We start from the raw sequence: 18,801 nt of genomic DNA, 5'->3' as shown, positions 1-18,801 counted from the left end.
GCGGAGTCAGGCAGGGCCCTCATGCCGGGGCGCCTTCCATCACGAGGTCGAGCACGCGGTGCTCGTCCAGTTCGTGGGCGGGGGCCGTGTGCACGACGCGACCCTCTTTCAGGACGAGCACCCGGTCGGCGAGGCCGAGGACCTCGGGCAGTTCGCTGGAGACCAGGAGCACGCACACCCCCTCGTCGGCCAGCCGCCGGATGACGGCGTACAGCTCCGCGCGCGCACCGACGTCCACACCGCGCGTCGGCTCGTCCAGCAGCAGCACCCGGCAGCCGTGCAGCAGCCAGCGGGCGAGAACGGCCTTCTGCTGGTTGCCGCCGGAGAAGGTGCTCACCGCACGCTCGGGGGAGTCGGGGTGGAGCGCGAGGTCGCGGGTGTGCCGGTGTGCCGCGGCCCGCTCGCGGCCGCGGTCGAGCCAGCCGGCGCGGGCGAAGCGGGACAGCGAGGAGACGGAGACGTTGCGGGTGACCGACTCCAGCATCAGCAGCGCCTGCGACTTGCGCTCCTCGGGCGCCAGCCCGATGCCGGCGCGGACCGCGGCCGGGATGCTGCCGGGCCGCAGCGGCCTGCCGTCGACCAGCACCCGTCCAGCGGTGGGACGCCGCGCCCCGTACAGCGTCTCCAGGATCTCCGAGCGGCCCGAGCCGACCAGCCCGGCGAGCCCGACGATCTCACCGGGCCGCAGCTGGAGGTCCAGCGGGGCGAACTCGCCGTCCCTGGCGAGCCCCTCGGCGCGCAGCACGGGCTCGGACCGACTCGGGGCACCGGGTTTGGCGGGGAACGCGCTGCGCACGTCCCGTCCGGTCATCCGCGCGACGAGTTCGTCGGTGGGCGTGGTGCGGGCCGGCAGATCGCGGGCGACGACGCTGCCGTCCTTGAGGACGGAGACGCGGTCGCCGATGCGGCGGATCTCCTCCAGCCTGTGGGAGATGTAGACGACGGCCACCCCCTCGGCCGTCAGGCTCGCGACGATGCGGAAGAGGTTGTCGACCTCGTCGGGGTCGAGCGCGGCGGACGGCTCGTCCATGATGATCAGCCGGACGTCGTGGGAGAGGGCGCGGGCCATCGAGACGATCTGCGCCCCGGCGGCGGACAGTGAGCCGACGAGCGTCCCCGGGTCGATCTCCGGATGGCCGAGCCGGGCCAGCAGTTCGGCGGTGCGGCTCCGCGCCTCGCGGGCCCTGATGAGGCCGCGGGTGGCGACCTCGTGCCCGAGGAAGACGTTCTCGGCGACCGAGACGTGCTCGACCAGGTCGAGTTCCTGGTAGATGGTGGCGATGCCCAGCCGCATCGCGGAGACGGGCGTGGGCAGCCGCACGGGATCGCCGCGCCAGGTGATCTCCCCCTCGTCGGGCTGGTGGGCCCCGGAGAGAACCTTGATCAGGGTGGACTTGCCCGCGCCGTTCTGGCCGAGCAGACAGTGGACCTCACCTTCCTCCACATCGAGGTCCACGCCGTCGAGCGCTCGGACACCAGGAAAGGACTTGGTGATTGAGGACATCGTCAGCAGGGGCATGCAGGACCTCCGTCCCAGGGCCGTACGGGGTGCGCTGTGCGGTGCTCGTACCGGTGGGGCGTGCGTGCTTCGGGCCTTGCGTGGTGGGTGGCGCCGTGCCTCGGGGGGTTCTACGCGGGTGAGAACAGGTGGTCGCTGGTGAGCCTGGCCGCTCCCGTCACCCCCGCGACCTGTCCCAACTCGCCCAGCACGATGGGAAGGTTGCCGGTCGCCAGGGGCAGCGACTGGCGGTAGACCTGGGTGCGGATGCTGGCCAGCAGAGTGTGGCCGAGCCCGGTGACCCCGCCGCCGATGACGACCAGGCCGGGGTTGAAGAAACTGACGAGCCCCGCGATGACCTGGCCCACGCGGGCCCCGCCCTCGCGGATGAGGTCGAGTGAGGTGCCGTCCCCGGCGGAGGCGGCGACGGCGATGTCGGCGGCGCCGAGCCGGCCGTTCGCCTCCAGCAGCCGGGCCAGCTCCGGCGAGCGCCCGTCCCGGGCCGCTTCCTCCGCGTCCCTGGCGAGGGCGGCCCCGCCGAAATAGGCCTCCAGGCAGCCGCGGTTGCCGCAGGCGCACTGGCGTCCTTCCGGCTCGACCTGGATGTGGCCGATGTCGCCCGCGCTGCCTGTGGTGCCGTGGTGGACGTCGCCGCCGACGACGACGCCGCAGCCGATGCCGGTGCCGATCTTGACGCAGAAGAAGTCCCGCACGGAGCGGGCCACTCCGGCCTGCATCTCGCCCATGGCCATCAGGTTCACGTCGTTGTCGACCATCACGGGGCAGCCGAGTTCCTGGCTGAGCGCCTCCCGCGCCGGGAAGCCGTCCCAGCCGGGCATGATCGGCGGGGCGACGGGGATGCCCTCGGGGAAGCGGACGGGGCCCGGCACGCCGATGCCCGCACCGTCGAACCCCTCGGCGACGCCGCTGTCGCGCAGCTTGGCCACCATGGCCAGCACCTGGTCGAAGACCGCGACAGGACCCTCGCGGACGTCCATGGGCTGGTTGAGGTGGCCGAGGATCTCCAACTCGGGGTTGGTGACGGCGACGTCGATCGAGGTGGCGCCGATGTCGACACCGAGGAAGCGCAGTTGCGGTGCCAGGCGGATGTTGTGCGAGCGGCGCCCACCGCGCGAGGCGGCGAGCCCGTCGGCGACGACGAGCCCCGTCTCCAGCAACCGGTCGACCTCGACGGCCAGTTTGGAGCGGGACAGGTCGACGCGGTCGCCGAGCTCGGCGCGTGAGCGCGGGCCGCCGTCGCGCAGCAGGCGGAGCAGTCGCGCCTGGTGCGCGTTCGCGGGCCGTGCAGTCATGCGCCTCACCGCTACCCCTCCAGCCGCCTGTGTCGGCATCACGTCCGGGAATGCACGGGGAACGTAGCAGTGGGAGCCGGGGTTGGGAAGAAGTTATGCGTTAACCAGCACGACTTTTTCCCGCCAGTGGACAAAGGGTCGCTCCAGCACGTCCCGCCTCCTGGCTTAGGGTCGGGGACAGGAGGTGAGGCGACATGGGCAGGGTCACCGAGCGGCGCCCGGTCATCCGGGTGCGGGACGGCGCCGTCAGCACGCGGCCCGACACGCTGGTGGCGGAGGAGCCGCTGGAGATCCGGCTGAACGGGAAACCGCTGGCCGTCACCATGCGCACCCCGGGTGACGACTTCGCGCTGGCCGCCGGCTTCCTCGTCAGCGAGGGCGTCATCGGGGCGGCGGACGAGCTGGCCACCATCGTCTACTGCGGCGGCGCCCGCGACGAGGGCGGCAACACCTACAACGTCGTCGACGTACGGCTGGCACCGGGCGTGCCCGTCCCCGACATCGCGCTGGAGCGCAACGTCTACACGACGTCCTCTTGCGGCCTGTGCGGCAAGGCCAGCCTGGACGCCGTACGGACGACGACGCGCTGGCAGCTGGAGGCGGAACGCCCGGCAGGGCTCGGCATCGACCTGCTGGCGGCCCTGCCCGAGCGGCTGCGCGCGGCGCAGCGGGTCTTCGACCGCACCGGCGGCCTGCACGCGGCGGCGCTGTTCTCCCCCGCGGGCGAGCTCCTGGACGTGCGCGAGGACGTGGGCCGCCACAACGCCGTGGACAAGCTGGTCGGACACGCCGTGCAGAGCGGCGCGCTGCCGCTGCGGGACGCGCTGCTGATGGTGTCGGGCCGGGCCTCTTTCGAGCTGGCCCAGAAGGCGGTGATGGCGGGCGTTCCCGTGCTGGCCGCCGTCTCGGCGCCCTCCTCGCTCGCGGTGGACCTGGCCGAGGAGACGGGTCTGACCCTGGTCGGCTTCCTGCGCGGCACCTCGATGAACGTCTACGCGGGCGCGCACCGGCTGGCGCTGCCGGTGGGCACCGGCTGAGGCGGGGCACCCGCGCCGGCAGGGCTTACCGGGAAGGTGCCGTCGTCGGAAGCGCGCCCGCGGGGGCACCTTCCGCCCCACCGCTCACCCGCCCTTCCCCGGCTTCCCCCTCTTCGTCCGGCGCCCAGCGGCGGGCCAGGTAGGCGCAGACCATGAGCTGCATCTGGTGGAAGAGCATCAGCGGCAGCACCGCGACGCTGGCCTGGGCGCCGAACAGGACGCTGGCCATGGGCAGCCCCGCGGCCAGCGACTTCTTCGAGCCGGCGAAACAGATGGCGAGGCGGTCGGGGCGCTCGAAGCCCAGCCGGCGCGACCCGAACCAGGTCAGGGACAGCATCAGCGCGAGCAGGACGGCCTCGACGCCCAGCAGCGCCACCAGCCGCGCCGGGGTGACCCGGCCCCAGATGCCCTCCGTCATGCCCTGGCTGAAGGCGGTGTAGACGACGAGGAGCACCGAGGAGCGGTCCACGTAGCCGAGCACCCGTTTGTGGCGGGTGAGGAAGCCGATGAGCCAGCGCCGCACGAGCTGGCCGGCGACGAAGGGCGCGAGCAGCTGGCAGGCGATCTCGATGAGGCCGCCGGCGGACAGGGCCGCCTGGCCGCCGATGAGCCAGGCGGCCAGCAGCGGGGTCGCGACCATCCCGAAGAGGCTGGAGTAGGTGCCCGCGCAGATGGCCGCCGGCACGTTGCCCCGCGCCATGGCGGTGAAGGCTATGGAGGACTGGATGGTGGAGGGGACCAGGCACAGGAAGAGGAACCCGTCCTGGAGTCCGGGCGTGAGCACGTGAGGGACGAGTGCGTGGGAGGCGAGGCCCAGCAGCGGGAAGAGGACGAAGGTGCACACCAGGACGGCCAGGTGCAGCCGCCAGTGGCTGAGCCCGTCCAGCGCCTCGCGGGTGGAGAGCCGTGCCCCGTAGAGGAAGAAGATCAGCCCTACCGCGATCTTGGTGGCCCAGCTGAATCCGTGGGCCACACCTCCTGAGGCGGGGAGCAGCACGGCGATCAGGACCGTGGTCACCAGCAGCAGGACGTAGGGGTCCAGGTGTCGGGTGAGGCGGCGCATGGGCACCAAGATACCGATGGGCGGAATCGCGCTTCCGAAGCGTCGCCCCCTGGCACTCCCCCGCACCAGGACCCAGCTCCCCCGCGCCGCGAGGAGCCGCGCGGAGCCACTCCCGCTTTCGCGAAGATTTGCGAAGCCTCGCGAAGGTTCGGTGCAGAAACCCGGCGGGTCGGGCGACGACTTGGCGGCGATCCCCTCACCCGCCGTCGAACTGTCCTCAATTGACCGACTGACCTGCGGGGACTCCCTGCCGATCATGGTGCCCGATCGGATACGGTCACTCGCACCGCCCCATGTGGCGCTGTGCAGTCGAGGAGCAGAGTCTTTGCGCGAGTTCACCGTTGACGCGTTGGCGACGGAGCCCCAGGTGGGCGGGCTGGCCGACGCCGTCTTCGCGCACGCCGACGAGCGTCCGGCCCTGCCGTTGCTGGCCCGCAAGGACCCGCAAGGCCAGTGGCAGGAGGTGACCGCGGCCCACTTCCGCGACGAGGTCGTCGCGGTGGCGAAGGGCCTGCTGGCCCAGGGCGTCCGGTTCGGGGACCGCGTCGCGCTGATGTCCCGTACGCGCTACGAGTGGACGCTGCTGGACTTCGCGCTGTGGTCGATCGGCGCCCAGCCCGTCCCCGTCTACCCCACCTCCTCGGCCGAGCAGGTCGCCTGGATGCTGCACGACGCCGAGGTGTCGGCGGCGGTGGTCGAGCACGAGGACCACGCGATGACCATCGGCTCGGTCGTCGACGGGCTGCCGCGGCTGAAGAAGCTGTGGCAGCTGGACGCCGCCGCCATGGAGGAGATCGTCGCCGCCGGCGCGCACCTGGACGACGAGGTGGTCCACCGGCACCGGCTGGCGCTGACCCCGGACACCGCCGCCACCGTCATCTACACCTCCGGCACCACAGGGCGCCCCAAGGGCTGTGTGCTCACGCACGCCAACTTCATGGCCGAGGCCGACAACATCGTCGCCCGCTACGACCAGGTCTTCGGCGCCAAGCAGGGGGAACAGGGCTCCCTGCTGCTGTTCCTGCCGCTGACCCACGTCTTCGGACGGATGGTGGAGGTCGCCGCGGTGCGCGGCGGGATCAAGCTGGGGCACCAGCCGGAGATGACGGCCAAGGCGCTCCTGCCCGACCTGCGGGCCTTCCGCCCCACCTTCATCCAGGCGGTACCGCACCTGTTCGAGAAGATCTTCCAGAGCGTCCGCCGCAAGGCCGAGGCCGACGGCAAGCTGGGCCCCTTCGAGAAGGCCGTGGACGTGGCGGTCCGCTACGCGGAGGCGCTCGAACACAAGGCGTTCGGCAGCGGCCCTGGACCCGGTGCCTCGCTGCGCATGCAGCACCAGCTCTACGACCGGCTCGTCTACACCAAGCTGCGGGAGGCGATGGGCGGCCGCTGCCGGTACGCGATGTCGGGCGGCTCGGCCATGGAACGGCGGCTGGGGCTGTTCTTCGACGGCGCGGGCATGCGGATCTTCGAAGGGTACGGGCTGACCGAGACAACGGCCGCCGCCGTCGCCAACCCGCCCGAGCGCCCCCGCTTCGGCACGGTGGGACAGCCGATCCCCGGCACCACCGTGCGGATCGCCGACGACGGTGAGATCCTGCTGCACGGCGGGCAGGTCTTCGGCGGCTACCTCAACAACCCGCACGCCACCCACAACTCCCTGCGCGGCGGCTGGATGGCCACCGGCGACCTGGGCTCCCTGGACGACCGGGGCTACCTGACGATCACCGGCCGCAAGAAGGAGATCCTGGTGACCTCCGGCGGCAAGAGCGTCTCCCCTGGACCGCTGGAGGAGCGGGTGCGGGAGCATCCGCTGGTCGGTCAGTGCATCGTGCTGGGCAACGACAGGCCGTACGTGTCCGCGCTGCTCACCCTCGACGAGGAGGCGGTGCAGCACTGGCTGGCGATGCGGGACAAACCCGGTCTGGACCCCGCCGAGCTGCTGCGGGACGAGGATCTGGAGCGGGAGATGCGGCGGGCGGTCGTCGCGGCGAACACCCAGGTCTCGCAGGCGGAGTCCATCCGCACCTTCCGGATACTGGCCCGGCCCTTCGCGGAGGAGGACGGGCTGCTGACGCCGTCGATGAAGCTGAAGCGGGGCGCGATCGAGACGGCCTACGCCGCCGAGATAGAGGCCCTGTACCGGGGCTGACGGCCCGGAGCGGGGCACCGGGCTGATGCCGCCCGGATCCCTGGGTACCCCGGGGGCGAGCGCCGGGTGCAGGGGAGGAACCGGGAGGGAACAGAAGCCGGGCACCGGGCGTTCACCTGGGGGGCAAGCAGCAAGAGAACCCGAAACGAACGTAAGGACCCCTCGCGTGAGCAACGTTCCCACCACCACGCTCAACAACGGCGTCGAGATGCCGCAGCTCGGCTTCGGCGTCTGGCAGGTGCCGGCCGACGAGGCGGCCACGGCGGTGACCACGGCGCTGGAGTCCGGCTACCGCAGCATCGACACCGCCGCGGCGTACGAGAACGAGGAAGGCGTGGGCCGCGCCCTCGCCGCCTCGGGTCTGCCGCGCGACGAGCTGTTCGTCACCACCAAGCTGTGGAACTCCGAGCAGGGCTACGACTCGACCCTGCGCGCCTTCGACGCCTCGCTGGCCAAGCTCGGCCTCGACGCCGTGGACCTCTATCTCATCCACTGGCCGATGCCCGAGGTCGACGAGTACGCGGACACCTGGCGCGCGTTCGAGAAGATCTACGCCGAGGGGCGCGCCCGCGCGATCGGCGTCTCGAACTTCCAGCCGGCCCACCTCAACCGGCTGATCGAGCTCGGCGGCACCGTTCCGGCCGTCAACCAGATCGAGCTGCACCCGCGGCTCCAGCAGTCGGTGCCCCGCGCCTACCACACCGACCACGGCATCGCCACCGAGGCCTGGTCCCCGCTCGGCCAGGGCGGTGACCTGCTCGACGACCCGACGCTGACGGGGATCGCGGGCAAGCACGGCAAGACCGTCGCCCAGGTGGTGCTCCGCTGGCACCTGCAACTGGGCAACGTGGTGATCCCCAAGTCGGTCACCCCCTCGCGGGTGCGGGAGAACTTCGATCTGTTCGACTTCGAGCTCACCAGCGAGGACATGGCCGAGATCGCCGCCCTCAACACCGACACGCGGCTGGGCCCCGACCCGGACTCCATGAACTGGAGGGGCTGACCCGCGGTCCACGGCGCGGCCACGTCCGCGCCGCACCTCATGCGCCCTGTGCCGCCCCGAGGGGTGGCACAGGGCGCGTGGTGTGCGGGGGCACGGCGCCGCGGGGCCGTCTTCGGCCGTCAGTTCGCGCCGTGTCCCGGAGCGAGCTCCTCGATACGCCGGGCCAGCGCCACGTCCAGCTCGGTGATCTTCCCGCCGACGCTGTGCGTGTTGACCGTGACGGACAGCGAGTTGTAGCCGAGCGTCAGCTCGGAGTGGTGGTTGAGCTCTTCCTGGACGGCGGCGACGTGCAGGGCCATCGCCGCGGCCGGCAGGTGGCCCGCCAGCGTGTAGGAGCGGGAGACGCTGTCGCCGTCGGTCGTCCAGTGCGGCAGACCGGCCAGCGCCTGCTCGGTCTCCTCGGGGGTCAGCGGCTGCGGCGCCATAGGATGCCCTTCCTTCCGAACGGTGCTTACCTCTACGGGAGTCAGCCTGCCACGCGGCGGCGGTCACCGTCGGGCCCCGCGGGCGCCGGCCGGGGTCCGTCAGCCGGCCGGCCACATGTCGGGCCCGAAGACCTCGTAGTGGACGCGGTCCGCCGCGACGCCGCCGTCCAGCAGTTGGGCACGCAGGGCGCGCATGAAGGGGAGCGGACCGCACAGGTAAGCGCGCAGACCGGCCGGGAGGGTCACCTCGGCCGGATCCATGCGGCCGTCGCGGTCGGTGTACCAGGTGTGGGCGTGCCCGTCGGCCACCGTGCCCAGCAGGACAGGCCCTGTGGGCGACTTGACGAGGTCGGAGACGGTCAGCGGATCGAGAGTGGCGAAGAATGCCTCCTGTGCGGAGCGGAGAGCCGAGCGCAGCCGGCAGGCCCGGTGCAGCGGGCACGGGTCGTTCCCCTCGCACTCCACCACGTCGCCCGCGCCCTCGAACTCGCGCGCGAGCCAGCCCACCGACGCGGTCCGCCCGGCCCCCGTGAGCGCGAGGCCGCCACCCCGGCCACGCCAGGTCTCCACCACGCCGAGCCGCTGGAGACGGTTCACCACCTTCGCGAGGTGGCTGTAGGGGACGGCCATGTCGTCGGCGACCTGCCGGGCGACACACAGCTCCTCCCCCGCCACCGCCAGCCGCATCACCACACGCAGTGCCAGATCCGTCGACTTCGCCAACCGCATGACAGCACCCTAATTAAATGTGAATCTGCCGTGCGAATTCTGTGCCCGCTTGACACCCCGCCACCGGATCGGCTCGTCGCACCACGCCCGCACCGCCCGCCTCCACTAGCGTCTGATCCCGTGCCCCAGAAACCGCCCCACCGGGCAGCCAGCCTCACCCTGCACATCGGCCACGCGGAACTCGTCGTCCGGCAGCGCTACGAGGCGGCCAGCGTCGCCAACGACGCCCTGATCGCCGTCTGGTTCCTGATCGGCAGCATCATGTTCTTCTCCCCCGCGTGGACGCACACCGGAACCTGGTGCTTCGTCCTCGGCAGCGTCGAGCTGATGATCAGACCCGCGATCCGGCTCACCCGGCAGCTCCACCTCCAGCGGCTGCGCGGCGGCGGCACCGCCGCCGCCGCGCTGACCGCCTCCGACCAGGACTACTGACCAGGGGCCTGCCACCCGGGCCCCGCCGGACCCGCTGACCCCCTACGGGACCTCCCCGAAAGCGGGCATCCGGGATGCCCCTGAGCCCTGGTGTAGCTAGCTACACCAGGGCTGGAGGCCAGGCCCCCGGCGGGAGAGGCGTGCTGCGCGGCTGTCAGCCCACCGGCACGGCCGGAAGGCTCGAGGGCATGACGACAGCGACCGACACGGCCCGCCCACGCCCCGCCGCCGGCGCCACAGCGGCTGCCCGTGAGGCCCGCCAGGGAAGCGACTTCTCCCGGCTCGCCGACCGGATCTCCGCCGCGGGTCTGATGGCCCGCAGGCCGCTCTACTACACCGTGCGCCTCACCCTGGTCGCCGCGGCGTTCGTGGCGGGCTGGGTCGCCCTGTTCACCGTGGGCACCTCCTGGTGGCAGCTCGCGGTCGCCGGATACCTCGGCCTGGTCTACGGACAGCTGGCGCTGGTCGCCCACGACCTCGCACACCGGCAGGTCTTCCGCGGCCGCCGCGCCAGCGAGACCTTCGGCCGCGCGGTCGGCAACCTGGGCATCGGCATGTCCTACGGCTGGTGGATGAACAAGCACACCCGCCACCACGCCAACCCCAACCACGAGGACCTCGACCCCGACGTGGCACCCGACATCCTCGTCTGGTCGCGGGAGCAGGCGAGCGAAGCGCGCGGGCTCCCCCGCTTCATCGGACGGCACCAGGCCGCGCTCTTCTTCCCCCTGCTGACACTCGAAGGCTTCAACCTCCACGTCTCCAGCTTCCGGGCACTGCGCCGGCCGCACATGAAGCGCCGGTGGCTCGAAGGCGGACTGCTCCTCGTGCACACGGCCGGCTACCTGGCAGCGCTCTTCACCGCGCTGCCCGCCGGCATGGCCGTGGCGGTGCTCTTCGTCCACCACGCCGTCTTCGGCGTCTACCTGGGCAGCATCTTCGCGCCCAACCACAAGGGCATGCCCACCCTCAAGGGCGACGAGCGGCCCGACTTCCTGCGCCGCCAGGTCCTCACCTCCCGCAACGTGCGCGGCGGACTGCTCACCGACGTCGCGCTCGGCGGGCTCAACTACCAGATCGAGCACCACCTCTTCCCCAGCATGCCGACGCCGCACCTGCGCAAGGCGCGGCCCCTGGTCCGGGACTACTGTGCCGAGCTGGGCATCGCCTACCACGAGACGGGGCTGCTGGCGTCCTGGCGCGAAGCACTGCGCCACCTGCGGGATGTGGGCGCCCCGATCCGCGACCGCGACCACGCGTGAGCCACCGCGTCACGGCACGGCACGCGGCCGGTGGGCGGGGTCAGGGCGCCGGGGAGAGCGGCTGGTTCTTCGCAGGCCCCGGCGTAGCGAGGGGTGCCGGGCCCGGCACGGGACGGGGCTCGGCGGACTCGGTCAGCCAGCGACGCAGCACCCGGTGGACCGCCTGGGCCCCCACCAGCTCCTCCCCCGGTTCGACGGGGGGAGACAGCTCCAGCGGAGAGAGGAGGAAGGCGTGGCTCTGCTCGCCGCCCAGCCCACCGTGCGAGCCGACCTGCTCCTCGAAGGCGTGCACCGCGCCCGTCGCCGGGTCGAACGCCGAGTTGACCATGATGTCGGGCGCGTGCGGGAACTGGGCCGTCCGCAGTACCGCCTGGGCCGCACCGGGTCCGAACGGCGCCAGCGGGTCGCGCGGACCGACCACCTCGCCGGTCAGCAGCCGGCGTTCGCAGCCGCCCGCGCCCAGTACGACGGGGCCGTGCCGGGCGCTGCGCACCAGCACGAAACCGATCCCCTGGTGCTCGGTCAGCGTCGGCAGCAGCGCGGGCCGCAGCTCCTGGATCCGTTCCCGGGTCAGTCGCCCCGGCACGTCGGGAAACGAGATCAGCCCCAGGTTGCCGGAGGCCAGCACCACAGGCCCCCGGTCGCGGTCCGGTTTGCGCGGGACTTCCTGGCCGCACTCCTCCGGCCGCCGCAGTGCCGCGCGCGCCGCGGCGCGGGCCTCGGAGCCGCTGGCCGTCCGGCCGGCACGCCGGGGCACCTGAAGTCCGCTGCCGGCACGCACGAGCTCTTCCAGCGACAGCCCGTACGCCTCCTCGAACGTCTCGCCGAAGCTTTGCCCATGGTCGGAGAGCAGCACCAGACGGTAGGGGCGCGGGGCGCGCGCGGCGACCTTGGCGATCAGCTGGACCGATCTGTCGAGGCGGCGCAGCACCTGCCGGGTGTCCCGGCCGCGCGGCCCGGAGTGGTGGGCGACCTCGTCGTAGCCGACGAGGTCGGCGTAGACGGCGGTGCGGCAGCTGAGCATGTCCCCCAGCACTGCGGCCACCACCACGTCCCGCTCGACGACGGTGGCGAAGGCCCGGATGAACGGGTACAGCCCGCCGCGCCCCACCCGGGGGCGCTCACGGCGCAGCAGCGCCCGCGTGGACTGCACCATCTCGCGCACGACCTCGGCCACGAACGAGACGGCGGTGCGGGTGGCGTTGGCGGGATCGGAGAAGTAGGCGAAGTACCCGGCACGGGAGCGGGTCTCCTTGCCGCGGCGCGCCGCGACGGAGAGCACCAGTGCCACCTGGCGGGCGCCGCCGGTGAACAGATTGCCCCGGCTGGCGCCGTCCTGGGCGAGGAGCCCCTTGTCCCCCGTGCGCTCCATGGCGCGGCGCTGGAGCTCGGCCGCGCTGGTGGGCCGGTTGCTGACGACGACCTCACCGGTCTCCTTCTCGTACCAGCGGAAGGCGGGGACGTCCTGGTTGCTGCCGTGCAGGATGCCCAGCTGGCTGGCGCCGGTCTGACTGGACCAGTCGGTGCGCCAGCGGGTGATCCTGTGGGTACGCCCGTACAGCGCGGCCACGGCGGGCATCAGCGGCTCCCCGCCCTCGGGCGCCTCCAGTGCCTCCTTGAGCACCTCGTACCCCAGGCCGTCGAGCTGGAGGAAGACCGTGCCGGGTGTGGTGGGCGGCTCGGCCCTGCCCTCGCGGCCCTCCCTGCGCTGCCGGCGGACTGCTATCCGCGCCAGCCTGCGGCGGTAGGCGCGATCGTCCCGTACCGCCAAGAACGCGTTGGTCGCCGAGGACGCCGCCGACATGGCCGCGGCCACGACCACGGCCATCGTCGGATCGGTGCTGCCGCGGCCGTACGGGACCAGGGAGAGCGCCAGCCACAGCAGCGACCCGTTCAGGAAGAAGACGAGCAGCCCCAGGACGAGCGCGGGCACGAGCAGGAAGGCGCGCACCAGCAGCGGCCACACCAGAGCGCTCAGCAGCCCGAAGGCGCCGGCACCCGCTGCCGCCGTGACACCGATCACGGTGGCGCTGTCTCCGCTGGCGGACTGGAGGCGGAAGTCGGGCAGCACACCCGCCAGGACGAGCATGGTCAGCGTGCCGGCCATCCAGACCGCTGTGACGCGCAACGCCGCCACGCCCAGCCTGTGCCACGGAATCCGGGGAACGCGCACGTCCGTCAGGTCACCTCCCACCCGTCCGAGGGGACATCCTCCCCTGTTGGGACATCCTCCACTTTTGCACAGTCCGGTACGACGCCCGGATCGCCCTTCGAAGCGGAGGCGGCGCCCGGTCCGCACCGTCGCACGCTTAGGCTCGTATCCATCGGACACCCGGCGACGGGGACCGTGAGCAGGACGGAGCAGCGAGCGGGAGGAGGAGCGCACGTGCCGGTCGAAGTCACCTGGTGGGGACACGCCACGGCCACCGTGCGGGACTCGGGCATCACGGTGCTCACCGATCCCCTGCTGGTGCACCGCCTCGCTCATCTGCGCCGCAGGCGGGGCGCGCTGCCACCGCCTCAGGCCGCGCATGCCGACCTGGTGCTCATCTCGCACCTGCACGCCGACCACCTGCACCTCGGATCGCTCGCCAGGCTGGCCGAGGGCACCCGCGTCGTGCTGCCGCTCGGCGCGAGGCGCGCCGTGCCGGGGCTGCGGCGGGTGGCGCGGCGGCTGGAGCTGACCGAGGTGGCGCCGGGCCAGACGGTGGAGGCGGGACCCGTGACCGTACGAGCCGTACCCGCCTCGCACGACGGCCGCCGGCTGCCGGTGGGACGGCACGCCGTCCCCGCGCTGGGGTACGTCATCGAGGGCGAGGAGCGCACCTACTTCGCCGGGGACACCGGGCTGTTCGAGGGCATGGCGCAGGCCGTCGGCCCGGTCGACACGGCGCTGCTGCCCGTCGGCGGCTGGGGCCCGTTCCTGGGCGCGGACCATCTGGACGCGGGCCGGGCGGCCGAGGCCCTGGCGCGGCTGCGGCCGCGCAGCGCGGTACCGGTGCACTTCGGCACCTACTGGCCGGTCGGCATGGACGCGGTCAGGCCGCACGAGTTCCACTCCCCCGGCCTCGAGTTCAAACGGCTGGCCACCCACCCCGCGCCCGACGTCACGGTGCACCTGCTGGGACACGGCGAGTGCGTGCGGCTGGAGGCGGACAGGTGAACGGTGCGCTCACCGAAGGACTGAGCGCGGGACTGACAGACCTGAGTCCGCGCGTGACGACGGACCTCGGCTCGGGTCTGGGCGGGCTGGCGACGGTCGCCGAGACCCTCTCCGACGCGGTGGTCAGGCCCCCGGAGGCCACCCAGCAGGCCCTGGGCTACCCCTCGCTGTTCCTGCTGATCGTCCTCGGCTCGCTGGTGCCCGTCGTACCGACCGGCGCGCTGGTCAGCGGAGCGGCGGTGGTGGCGCTCCACCAGAGCCTGCCGGTGTTCGCGCTGCTGACCGTCTTCGGCATCTCCTCGCTCGCCGCCTTCCTGGGCGATCTCGGCCTCTACTGGCTGGGCAAACGGGGCGTCGGCTCCAAGAACGGCTCCCGCTGGCTTTCGGCACTGCGCGAGCGGGCCGCACCGGAACGGCTGGCCCAGGCGGACCGGAAACTGCGCGAACACGGAGTCGCCGTGCTCGTCGTCTCCCGGCTGGTGCCCGCCGGACGCATCCCCGTGATGCTCGCCTGCCTGCTGGCGCGCATGCGCATGCGGGAGTTCGCTCGCGGCGACGTACTGGCCTGTCTGGCCTGGTCGGCGGTCTACCAGCTCATCGGAGTGGCGGGCGGCTCGCTCTTCCCCCGCCCCTGGGAAGGCGTGGCGGCCGCCGTCGCCTTGACACTGCTCGTCAGCGTCGCCCCCTCACTGTGGCGCCGGGTGCGGCGGCCGCGCGCATCGGAGCAGTGACGCGCCGCCGGGCCCGGGGTCAGGGGTGCGCGGGCTCCAGGACGCGGGAGGCGCCCACCGGCAGGTCCCACAGGTCCTCGCGCGGCAGTTCCGCCTTGCGCCAGGCCGCCCGTACCCGGGTGAGCGGCTCCAGCGGGGGCTCCTGAGAGAGCAGGAACGTCGACCAGTGCATCGGCGCCATCCGGCGCGCCCCCAGATCCTGGCAGGCGCGCACCGCCTCCTCCGGGTCCGTGTGCACCGGACGCAGCATCCAGCGCGGGTCGTAGGCGCCGATCGGCAGCAGCGCCAGGTCGATACCCGGGTAGCGGCGGCCGATCTCACCGAACCAGTGCCCGTACCCGGTGTCACCCGCGAAGTACACCCGCTGCTTGTGCCGGTCGGTCAGCACCCAGCCGCCCCACAGCGAGCGGCAGGTGTCGGTCAGGGAGCGCTTGGACCAGTGGTGCGCGGGCACGAAGTCGAAGCGGACCCTGCCGCCGCCCGCCTGCCCCGCGGGGGACGGCAGCTCGGCGCCCTCCCACCAGTCGAGCTCGGTGACGGTGGTGAAGCCGCGCTTGCGGCACCAGCCGCCCAGCCCCGCGGGGACGAAGAGAGGCGTGTCGCGCGGCAGCCTGCGCAGCGTGGGCGCGTCGAGGTGGTCGTAGTGGTTGTGCGAGATGACGACCGCGTCCACCGTCGGCAGGTCCTGCCAGGCCACGCCCACCGGGGTGACCCGGGCGGGCGTACCCAGGATCTTCCGCGACCAGACCGGGTCGGTCAGCACCGTCAGACCACCGATGCGCACCACCCAGCTGGCGTGCCCCGCCCAGGTGACGGCGACGGTGTCGGGCCCCACGTCCGGCATCGGGCCCGGCGCGAAGGGCAGCTTGGGGATCTCCTCGGCCAGCGCGGAGGAGACCGGCCGCATCGCGCCCTCCCGGGCCAGCCGTGCCAGCGCGCGGACGCCGGGCAGCGGCGAGGTCAGCCGGTCGGCGAAGGAGCGCGGCCACATCCGCAGCGCCCCCACGGGGCGCGGCGGGGACACGGCGGGCGGCGGCGGCCGCAAAAGCACGTCGGTCGGCCCGTGGCGGGCGGCGCCACAGGCCGACGCGGGTCTTTCCGACGGTTCAGCGGGCGGCTCACCACCCGGCGGGGAACTGTCCGCAGACGGGCTGACCGGCAGTTCGCCATCCGGTGACGGGCTGTCCGGCAACGCGCCCGCAGGCGACAGGCTGTCCGGCAGCGGATCGGCCGACGGGGTGCCGGAGGGGGCGGCCCCTTCCCGTGCCGGGTTCTCGCCCGACGGGGAGGCGGCGGAAGAGCGCTCGGAACGCTGCCCGGTCCGATCGGTCATCTAGTGAGGGCTCCCATCCGTGAGGTCGGCCAGCACCGACTGCACCTGTGCCAACGCCTCGGCCTCGCCCGGCAATTCCCCCTGCGCCGGCCCGGTGGGACCGCGCTGCCGTGCCCCGGGAACCGGCCCGGCGTCGGCAGGCCCCGCCGCGGTGGAGGAGACGGTCGGCACGCCGGGGGCGACGGCGGCGGAAGGGCCGGGCGGTGCGCCGCCGAGCGCCTCCGTCGACAGCCGCACCCGCAGCTCGCGCGGATCGTCGCCGAAGCGGTGCCCGCCCTCCGCGTACGGCCCCAGACGGCGCACCAGCTCCGCCTCCAGGCGCGGCGCGTCGGTGATGCCGCGCGCGGCGAGCCGTGCCCTGAGCTGGTCCAGGTCGGCATAGACGTGCCGGCCCACGCGGGGCGGGCGGCAGGTCGCTCCGGCTTCGGTGACCGCCCCGTGGAGCATCCCGGCCAGCCGGCCGTTCCGACGCGCGTCGGCGTCCCGTCGGGAGCACATCTGGGCCGGTTCGGACAGCGCCGCCTCGGCCGCCTCGGCCGACCGTTCCGACAGCCCCGAGCCGAGCAGGCCCAGCACCTCGTGCACCTGTTCGCCGAGCAGCGCGCCGCCGCGCGTGGCGGAGAACCGGGCGACGCCCGCGCACAGGCCGGGCTGCGGCAGCGCGGCGCCGAGGTCGGTGAGCACCACCACCTGCTCGGGACGGCCCGCCTCCGCGAGCATCTGGGCCGGACTGACCACGACGGTGTCGTCCGGGGCGTGCGAGGTGTCGCGCCACGTCTCGTCGCTGACGAGCAGCAGGTTTTCGGCGACGGCCGCCTCGCACACCTCATGCAGCAGTTCGGGTGGCGCGGCCGTGCCCGTGACGTCGTCGGCGACGGAGAGCACCAGCGCGTGCGGCGCCTCCCCGTCAGCGCGCGCCCTGCGCACCGTCTCCAGCAGCGCGAAGGGGTCTGGCACACCGCCGCACTCGGCGGGCACCGGCACCGTGCGCACGGGCTGCCCCAGCAGGTGCGCCTGCGGCGCGTACCAGGACGCGCACGGGTGCGGCAGGAGCACGCCCGCCGCACCTTGCCGCTCCCGTCTGCCCGCGGCGGCCAGGACGGCGAGCAGCAGCAGCGGCGCCGCGGGGGCCACGGCCACCTGCGCGGGTTCGGTCGGCAGGCCGCGCCGCCGCCAGTACCCGCTCGCGGATCCCCGCACGGCGGCCGGGCCGGTGAGGGGACGCGGGCCCGCGCCCCCTCCGCTCCCCTGGCCGGTGCGCCGCATATGTGCCGCCTACCCGTAGATCAGACAACCCTCTTGTGTACACCTTCGCAGACGGCGGTGACACCGGCATCGCCGACACGAAGCACCGTGCCGGAGCACGGCCCCTCGGCAGAGGGCCGCACGTCCCTTCCGGGACAGGGCTGTCAGCCGCGGGCCGTGGCCGGTACGGGGGCGTGCGGGCGTCGGGCGTGCCCGCCCGCCCCGGAGCCCTGCCGATGCTTCCGCCTGCCGTCGGTGTTGGTGTTGGTGTTGGTGTTGGCGTCGGTGTTCGTACGGCGACCGGCGTCGTACCCGCGCGGGGCCGTACGCCGCCCATCGCCCTCGCGGGCGCCGCAGCGCACAGGCTCGGCCCCCGGGGCCCGCCCCGTCACCCGCACCTCCGACTCCGAGGTGGCGGACTCCTCGGCCTCCTCGATCCCCTGGGCCTCCCGGACGTCGTGGGTCTCGGGGACTTCCCGCCCCCGGGTGTCGGGCGCCGCCGCGCCCGACACCCCGCGTCCGAGGCGCCGGTCGGCCTCCACCTCGTGGTGGATGCGGCTGCACGTGCTGCTGATCAGGCGGGAGACGTGCATCTGCGAGATACCGAGCTGTTCGGCGATCCGGCTCTGCGTCATGTCGCAGAAGAAGCGCAGGTAGAGGATGCGCCGCTCGCGCTCCGGCAGCCGTCGCAGCCGCGGTTTGACCGCCTCGCGGTAGACGACCTGGTCGAAGCCGGGTTCGCAGCTGCCGAGGGTGTCGACGAGGGAGTACCCGTCGTCCGCGCCGGGAAGTTGCGCGTCCAGTGACAGCGTGCTGTAGCTCTCCATCGCCTCCATGCCGAGCAGCACGTCCTCCTCGCGCAGTCCGGCGTGTTCGGCGATCCGCCGTACGGAAGGGGTGCGGCCGTCGAGCGAGTGGCTGAGCTCACGCCGGCTGGTGCGGACCCGGTTGCGCAGCTCCTGCACGCGCCGGGGCACGTGCAGCCCCCACAGGTGGTCGCGGAAGTGCCGCTTGACCTCGCCGACGATGGTCGGCACGGCGAAGCTCTCGAACGCGCAGCCGCGCGAGACGTCGTACCGGGCGACGGCCTTGACCAGTCCGAGCGCGGCGACCTGCTGGAGGTCTTCCAGCGCCTCACCCCGGTTGCGGAAGTGCCGGGCCAGCCGTTCGGCCATCGGCATCCAGGCCCGCACCACACGCCGGCGCAGCTCTTCCTTCTCGGGCCCGTCAGGCAGTGCGGCGATGCGTCGGAACTCGGCCGAGGTGTCGGGCGCGTCGTCGTGCGGGTGCCTCGAGCGCTGCGTACGAAGGGTCATCGGCTGTGCTCCCCTACCGGTCACGTCGTCGGACAGACACCGCGGGAGCGAGGGCACCGGCGGGGCGGGCGAACGGCCCTGGGGCGCGCGCGTCTTACC

14 protein-coding genes and 2 pseudogenes are annotated in these 18,801 nt (G+C 73.1%); 7 read left to right on the top strand and 9 right to left on the bottom strand.

Annotated features, from left to right (window positions below; genetic code table 11):
- Positions 1 to 19: 19 nt before the first annotated feature.
- Positions 20 to 1,519: a sugar ABC transporter ATP-binding protein gene (locus tag DQ392_RS23695; protein WP_114017694.1), complete on the bottom strand. Its 1,500-nt coding sequence runs from the start codon at positions 1,517 to 1,519 to the stop codon at positions 20 to 22.
- Between the two features lie 110 nt (positions 1,520 to 1,629).
- The gene (locus tag DQ392_RS23690) at positions 1,630 to 2,811 is read right to left on the bottom strand and encodes an ROK family transcriptional regulator (RefSeq protein ID WP_114017693.1); all 1,182 of its coding nucleotides are present in this window, start codon (positions 2,809 to 2,811) and stop codon (positions 1,630 to 1,632) included.
- Positions 2,812 to 3,005: 194 nt separating this feature from the next.
- Between DQ392_RS23690 and fdhD the strand changes: the two genes are divergently transcribed.
- A complete protein-coding gene (fdhD, locus tag DQ392_RS23685) occupies positions 3,006 to 3,848 on the top strand; it encodes a formate dehydrogenase accessory sulfurtransferase FdhD (protein ID WP_114017692.1) in 843 nt (280 codons plus the stop codon).
- Between the two features lie 25 nt (positions 3,849 to 3,873).
- Here the strand turns inward: fdhD and DQ392_RS23680 are convergent, their stop codons facing one another.
- Positions 3,874 to 4,911, bottom strand: a complete 1,038-nt coding sequence (locus DQ392_RS23680; RefSeq protein WP_245981817.1) for a bile acid:sodium symporter family protein — start codon at positions 4,909 to 4,911, stop codon at positions 3,874 to 3,876.
- Positions 4,912 to 5,236: 325 nt separating this feature from the next.
- Between DQ392_RS23680 and DQ392_RS23675 the strand changes: the two genes are divergently transcribed.
- Together DQ392_RS23675 and DQ392_RS23670 are read left to right on the top strand one after the other, a co-directional pair.
- On the top strand, positions 5,237 to 7,063 hold the full coding sequence (locus tag DQ392_RS23675; protein WP_114017691.1) for an AMP-dependent synthetase/ligase: 1,827 nt from the start codon (positions 5,237 to 5,239) through the stop codon (positions 7,061 to 7,063).
- 166 nt (positions 7,064 to 7,229) lie between these two features.
- Positions 7,230 to 8,066 carry an aldo/keto reductase gene (locus tag DQ392_RS23670; protein ID WP_114017690.1) on the top strand — a complete coding sequence of 279 codons (837 nt, stop codon included), beginning with the start codon at positions 7,230 to 7,232 and terminating at the stop codon, positions 8,064 to 8,066.
- A gap of 119 nt (positions 8,067 to 8,185) precedes the next feature.
- Here DQ392_RS23670 and DQ392_RS23665 read toward each other — a convergent pair whose 3' ends face one another.
- Complete coding sequence (locus DQ392_RS23665) at positions 8,186 to 8,491, bottom strand: 4a-hydroxytetrahydrobiopterin dehydratase (protein ID WP_114017689.1); 306 nt, start codon at positions 8,489 to 8,491, stop codon at positions 8,186 to 8,188.
- A gap of 306 nt (positions 8,492 to 8,797) precedes the next feature.
- Positions 8,798 to 9,220, bottom strand: a pseudogene (locus tag DQ392_RS23660) (RrF2 family transcriptional regulator); the annotation flags it as partial.
- Between the two features lie 120 nt (positions 9,221 to 9,340).
- Here DQ392_RS23660 and DQ392_RS23655 point away from each other — a divergent pair.
- Positions 9,341 to 9,652 (top strand): YrhK family protein, encoded by a 312-nt coding sequence (locus DQ392_RS23655; RefSeq protein ID WP_114017688.1) that lies wholly within the window; start codon positions 9,341 to 9,343, stop codon positions 9,650 to 9,652.
- A 188-nt stretch (positions 9,653 to 9,840) separates the two neighbouring features.
- On the top strand, positions 9,841 to 10,914 hold the full coding sequence (locus DQ392_RS23650) for a fatty acid desaturase family protein (RefSeq protein ID WP_114017766.1): 1,074 nt from the start codon (positions 9,841 to 9,843) through the stop codon (positions 10,912 to 10,914).
- A 40-nt stretch (positions 10,915 to 10,954) separates the two neighbouring features.
- On the opposite strand, the gene DQ392_RS23645 is transcribed toward DQ392_RS23650, so the two are convergent.
- Positions 10,955 to 13,021 (bottom strand): alkaline phosphatase family protein, encoded by a 2,067-nt coding sequence (locus tag DQ392_RS23645; RefSeq protein WP_114017765.1) that lies wholly within the window; start codon positions 13,019 to 13,021, stop codon positions 10,955 to 10,957.
- A 279-nt stretch (positions 13,022 to 13,300) separates the two neighbouring features.
- Between DQ392_RS23645 and DQ392_RS23640 the strand changes: the two genes are divergently transcribed.
- Together DQ392_RS23640 and DQ392_RS23635 are read left to right on the top strand one after the other, a co-directional pair.
- Positions 13,301 to 14,077: an MBL fold metallo-hydrolase gene (locus DQ392_RS23640; RefSeq protein ID WP_114017687.1), complete on the top strand. Its 777-nt coding sequence runs from the start codon at positions 13,301 to 13,303 to the stop codon at positions 14,075 to 14,077.
- A gap of 77 nt (positions 14,078 to 14,154) precedes the next feature.
- Positions 14,155 to 14,808 (top strand): DedA family protein, encoded by a 654-nt coding sequence (locus DQ392_RS23635; RefSeq protein WP_181856564.1) that lies wholly within the window; start codon positions 14,155 to 14,157, stop codon positions 14,806 to 14,808.
- A gap of 19 nt (positions 14,809 to 14,827) precedes the next feature.
- On the opposite strand, the gene DQ392_RS23630 is transcribed toward DQ392_RS23635, so the two are convergent.
- The 3 genes and pseudogenes from DQ392_RS23630 to DQ392_RS23620 form a co-directional block, all read right to left on the bottom strand.
- On the bottom strand, positions 14,828 to 16,141 hold the full coding sequence (locus DQ392_RS23630) for an MBL fold metallo-hydrolase (protein WP_245981815.1): 1,314 nt from the start codon (positions 16,139 to 16,141) through the stop codon (positions 14,828 to 14,830).
- Complete coding sequence (locus DQ392_RS23625) at positions 16,142 to 17,407, bottom strand: aminotransferase class I/II-fold pyridoxal phosphate-dependent enzyme (RefSeq protein WP_114017686.1); 1,266 nt, start codon at positions 17,405 to 17,407, stop codon at positions 16,142 to 16,144.
- 509 nt (positions 17,408 to 17,916) lie between these two features.
- Positions 17,917 to 18,702, bottom strand: a pseudogene (locus tag DQ392_RS23620) (SigB/SigF/SigG family RNA polymerase sigma factor); the annotation flags it as partial.
- Between the last annotated feature and the right edge of the window lie 99 nt (positions 18,703 to 18,801).

This window comes from Streptomyces reniochalinae (assembly GCF_003323735.1).
Lineage (GTDB): Bacteria > Actinomycetota > Actinomycetes > Streptomycetales > Streptomycetaceae > Streptomyces > Streptomyces reniochalinae.
This window is presented reverse-complemented; position numbering and strand designations above follow the sequence as displayed.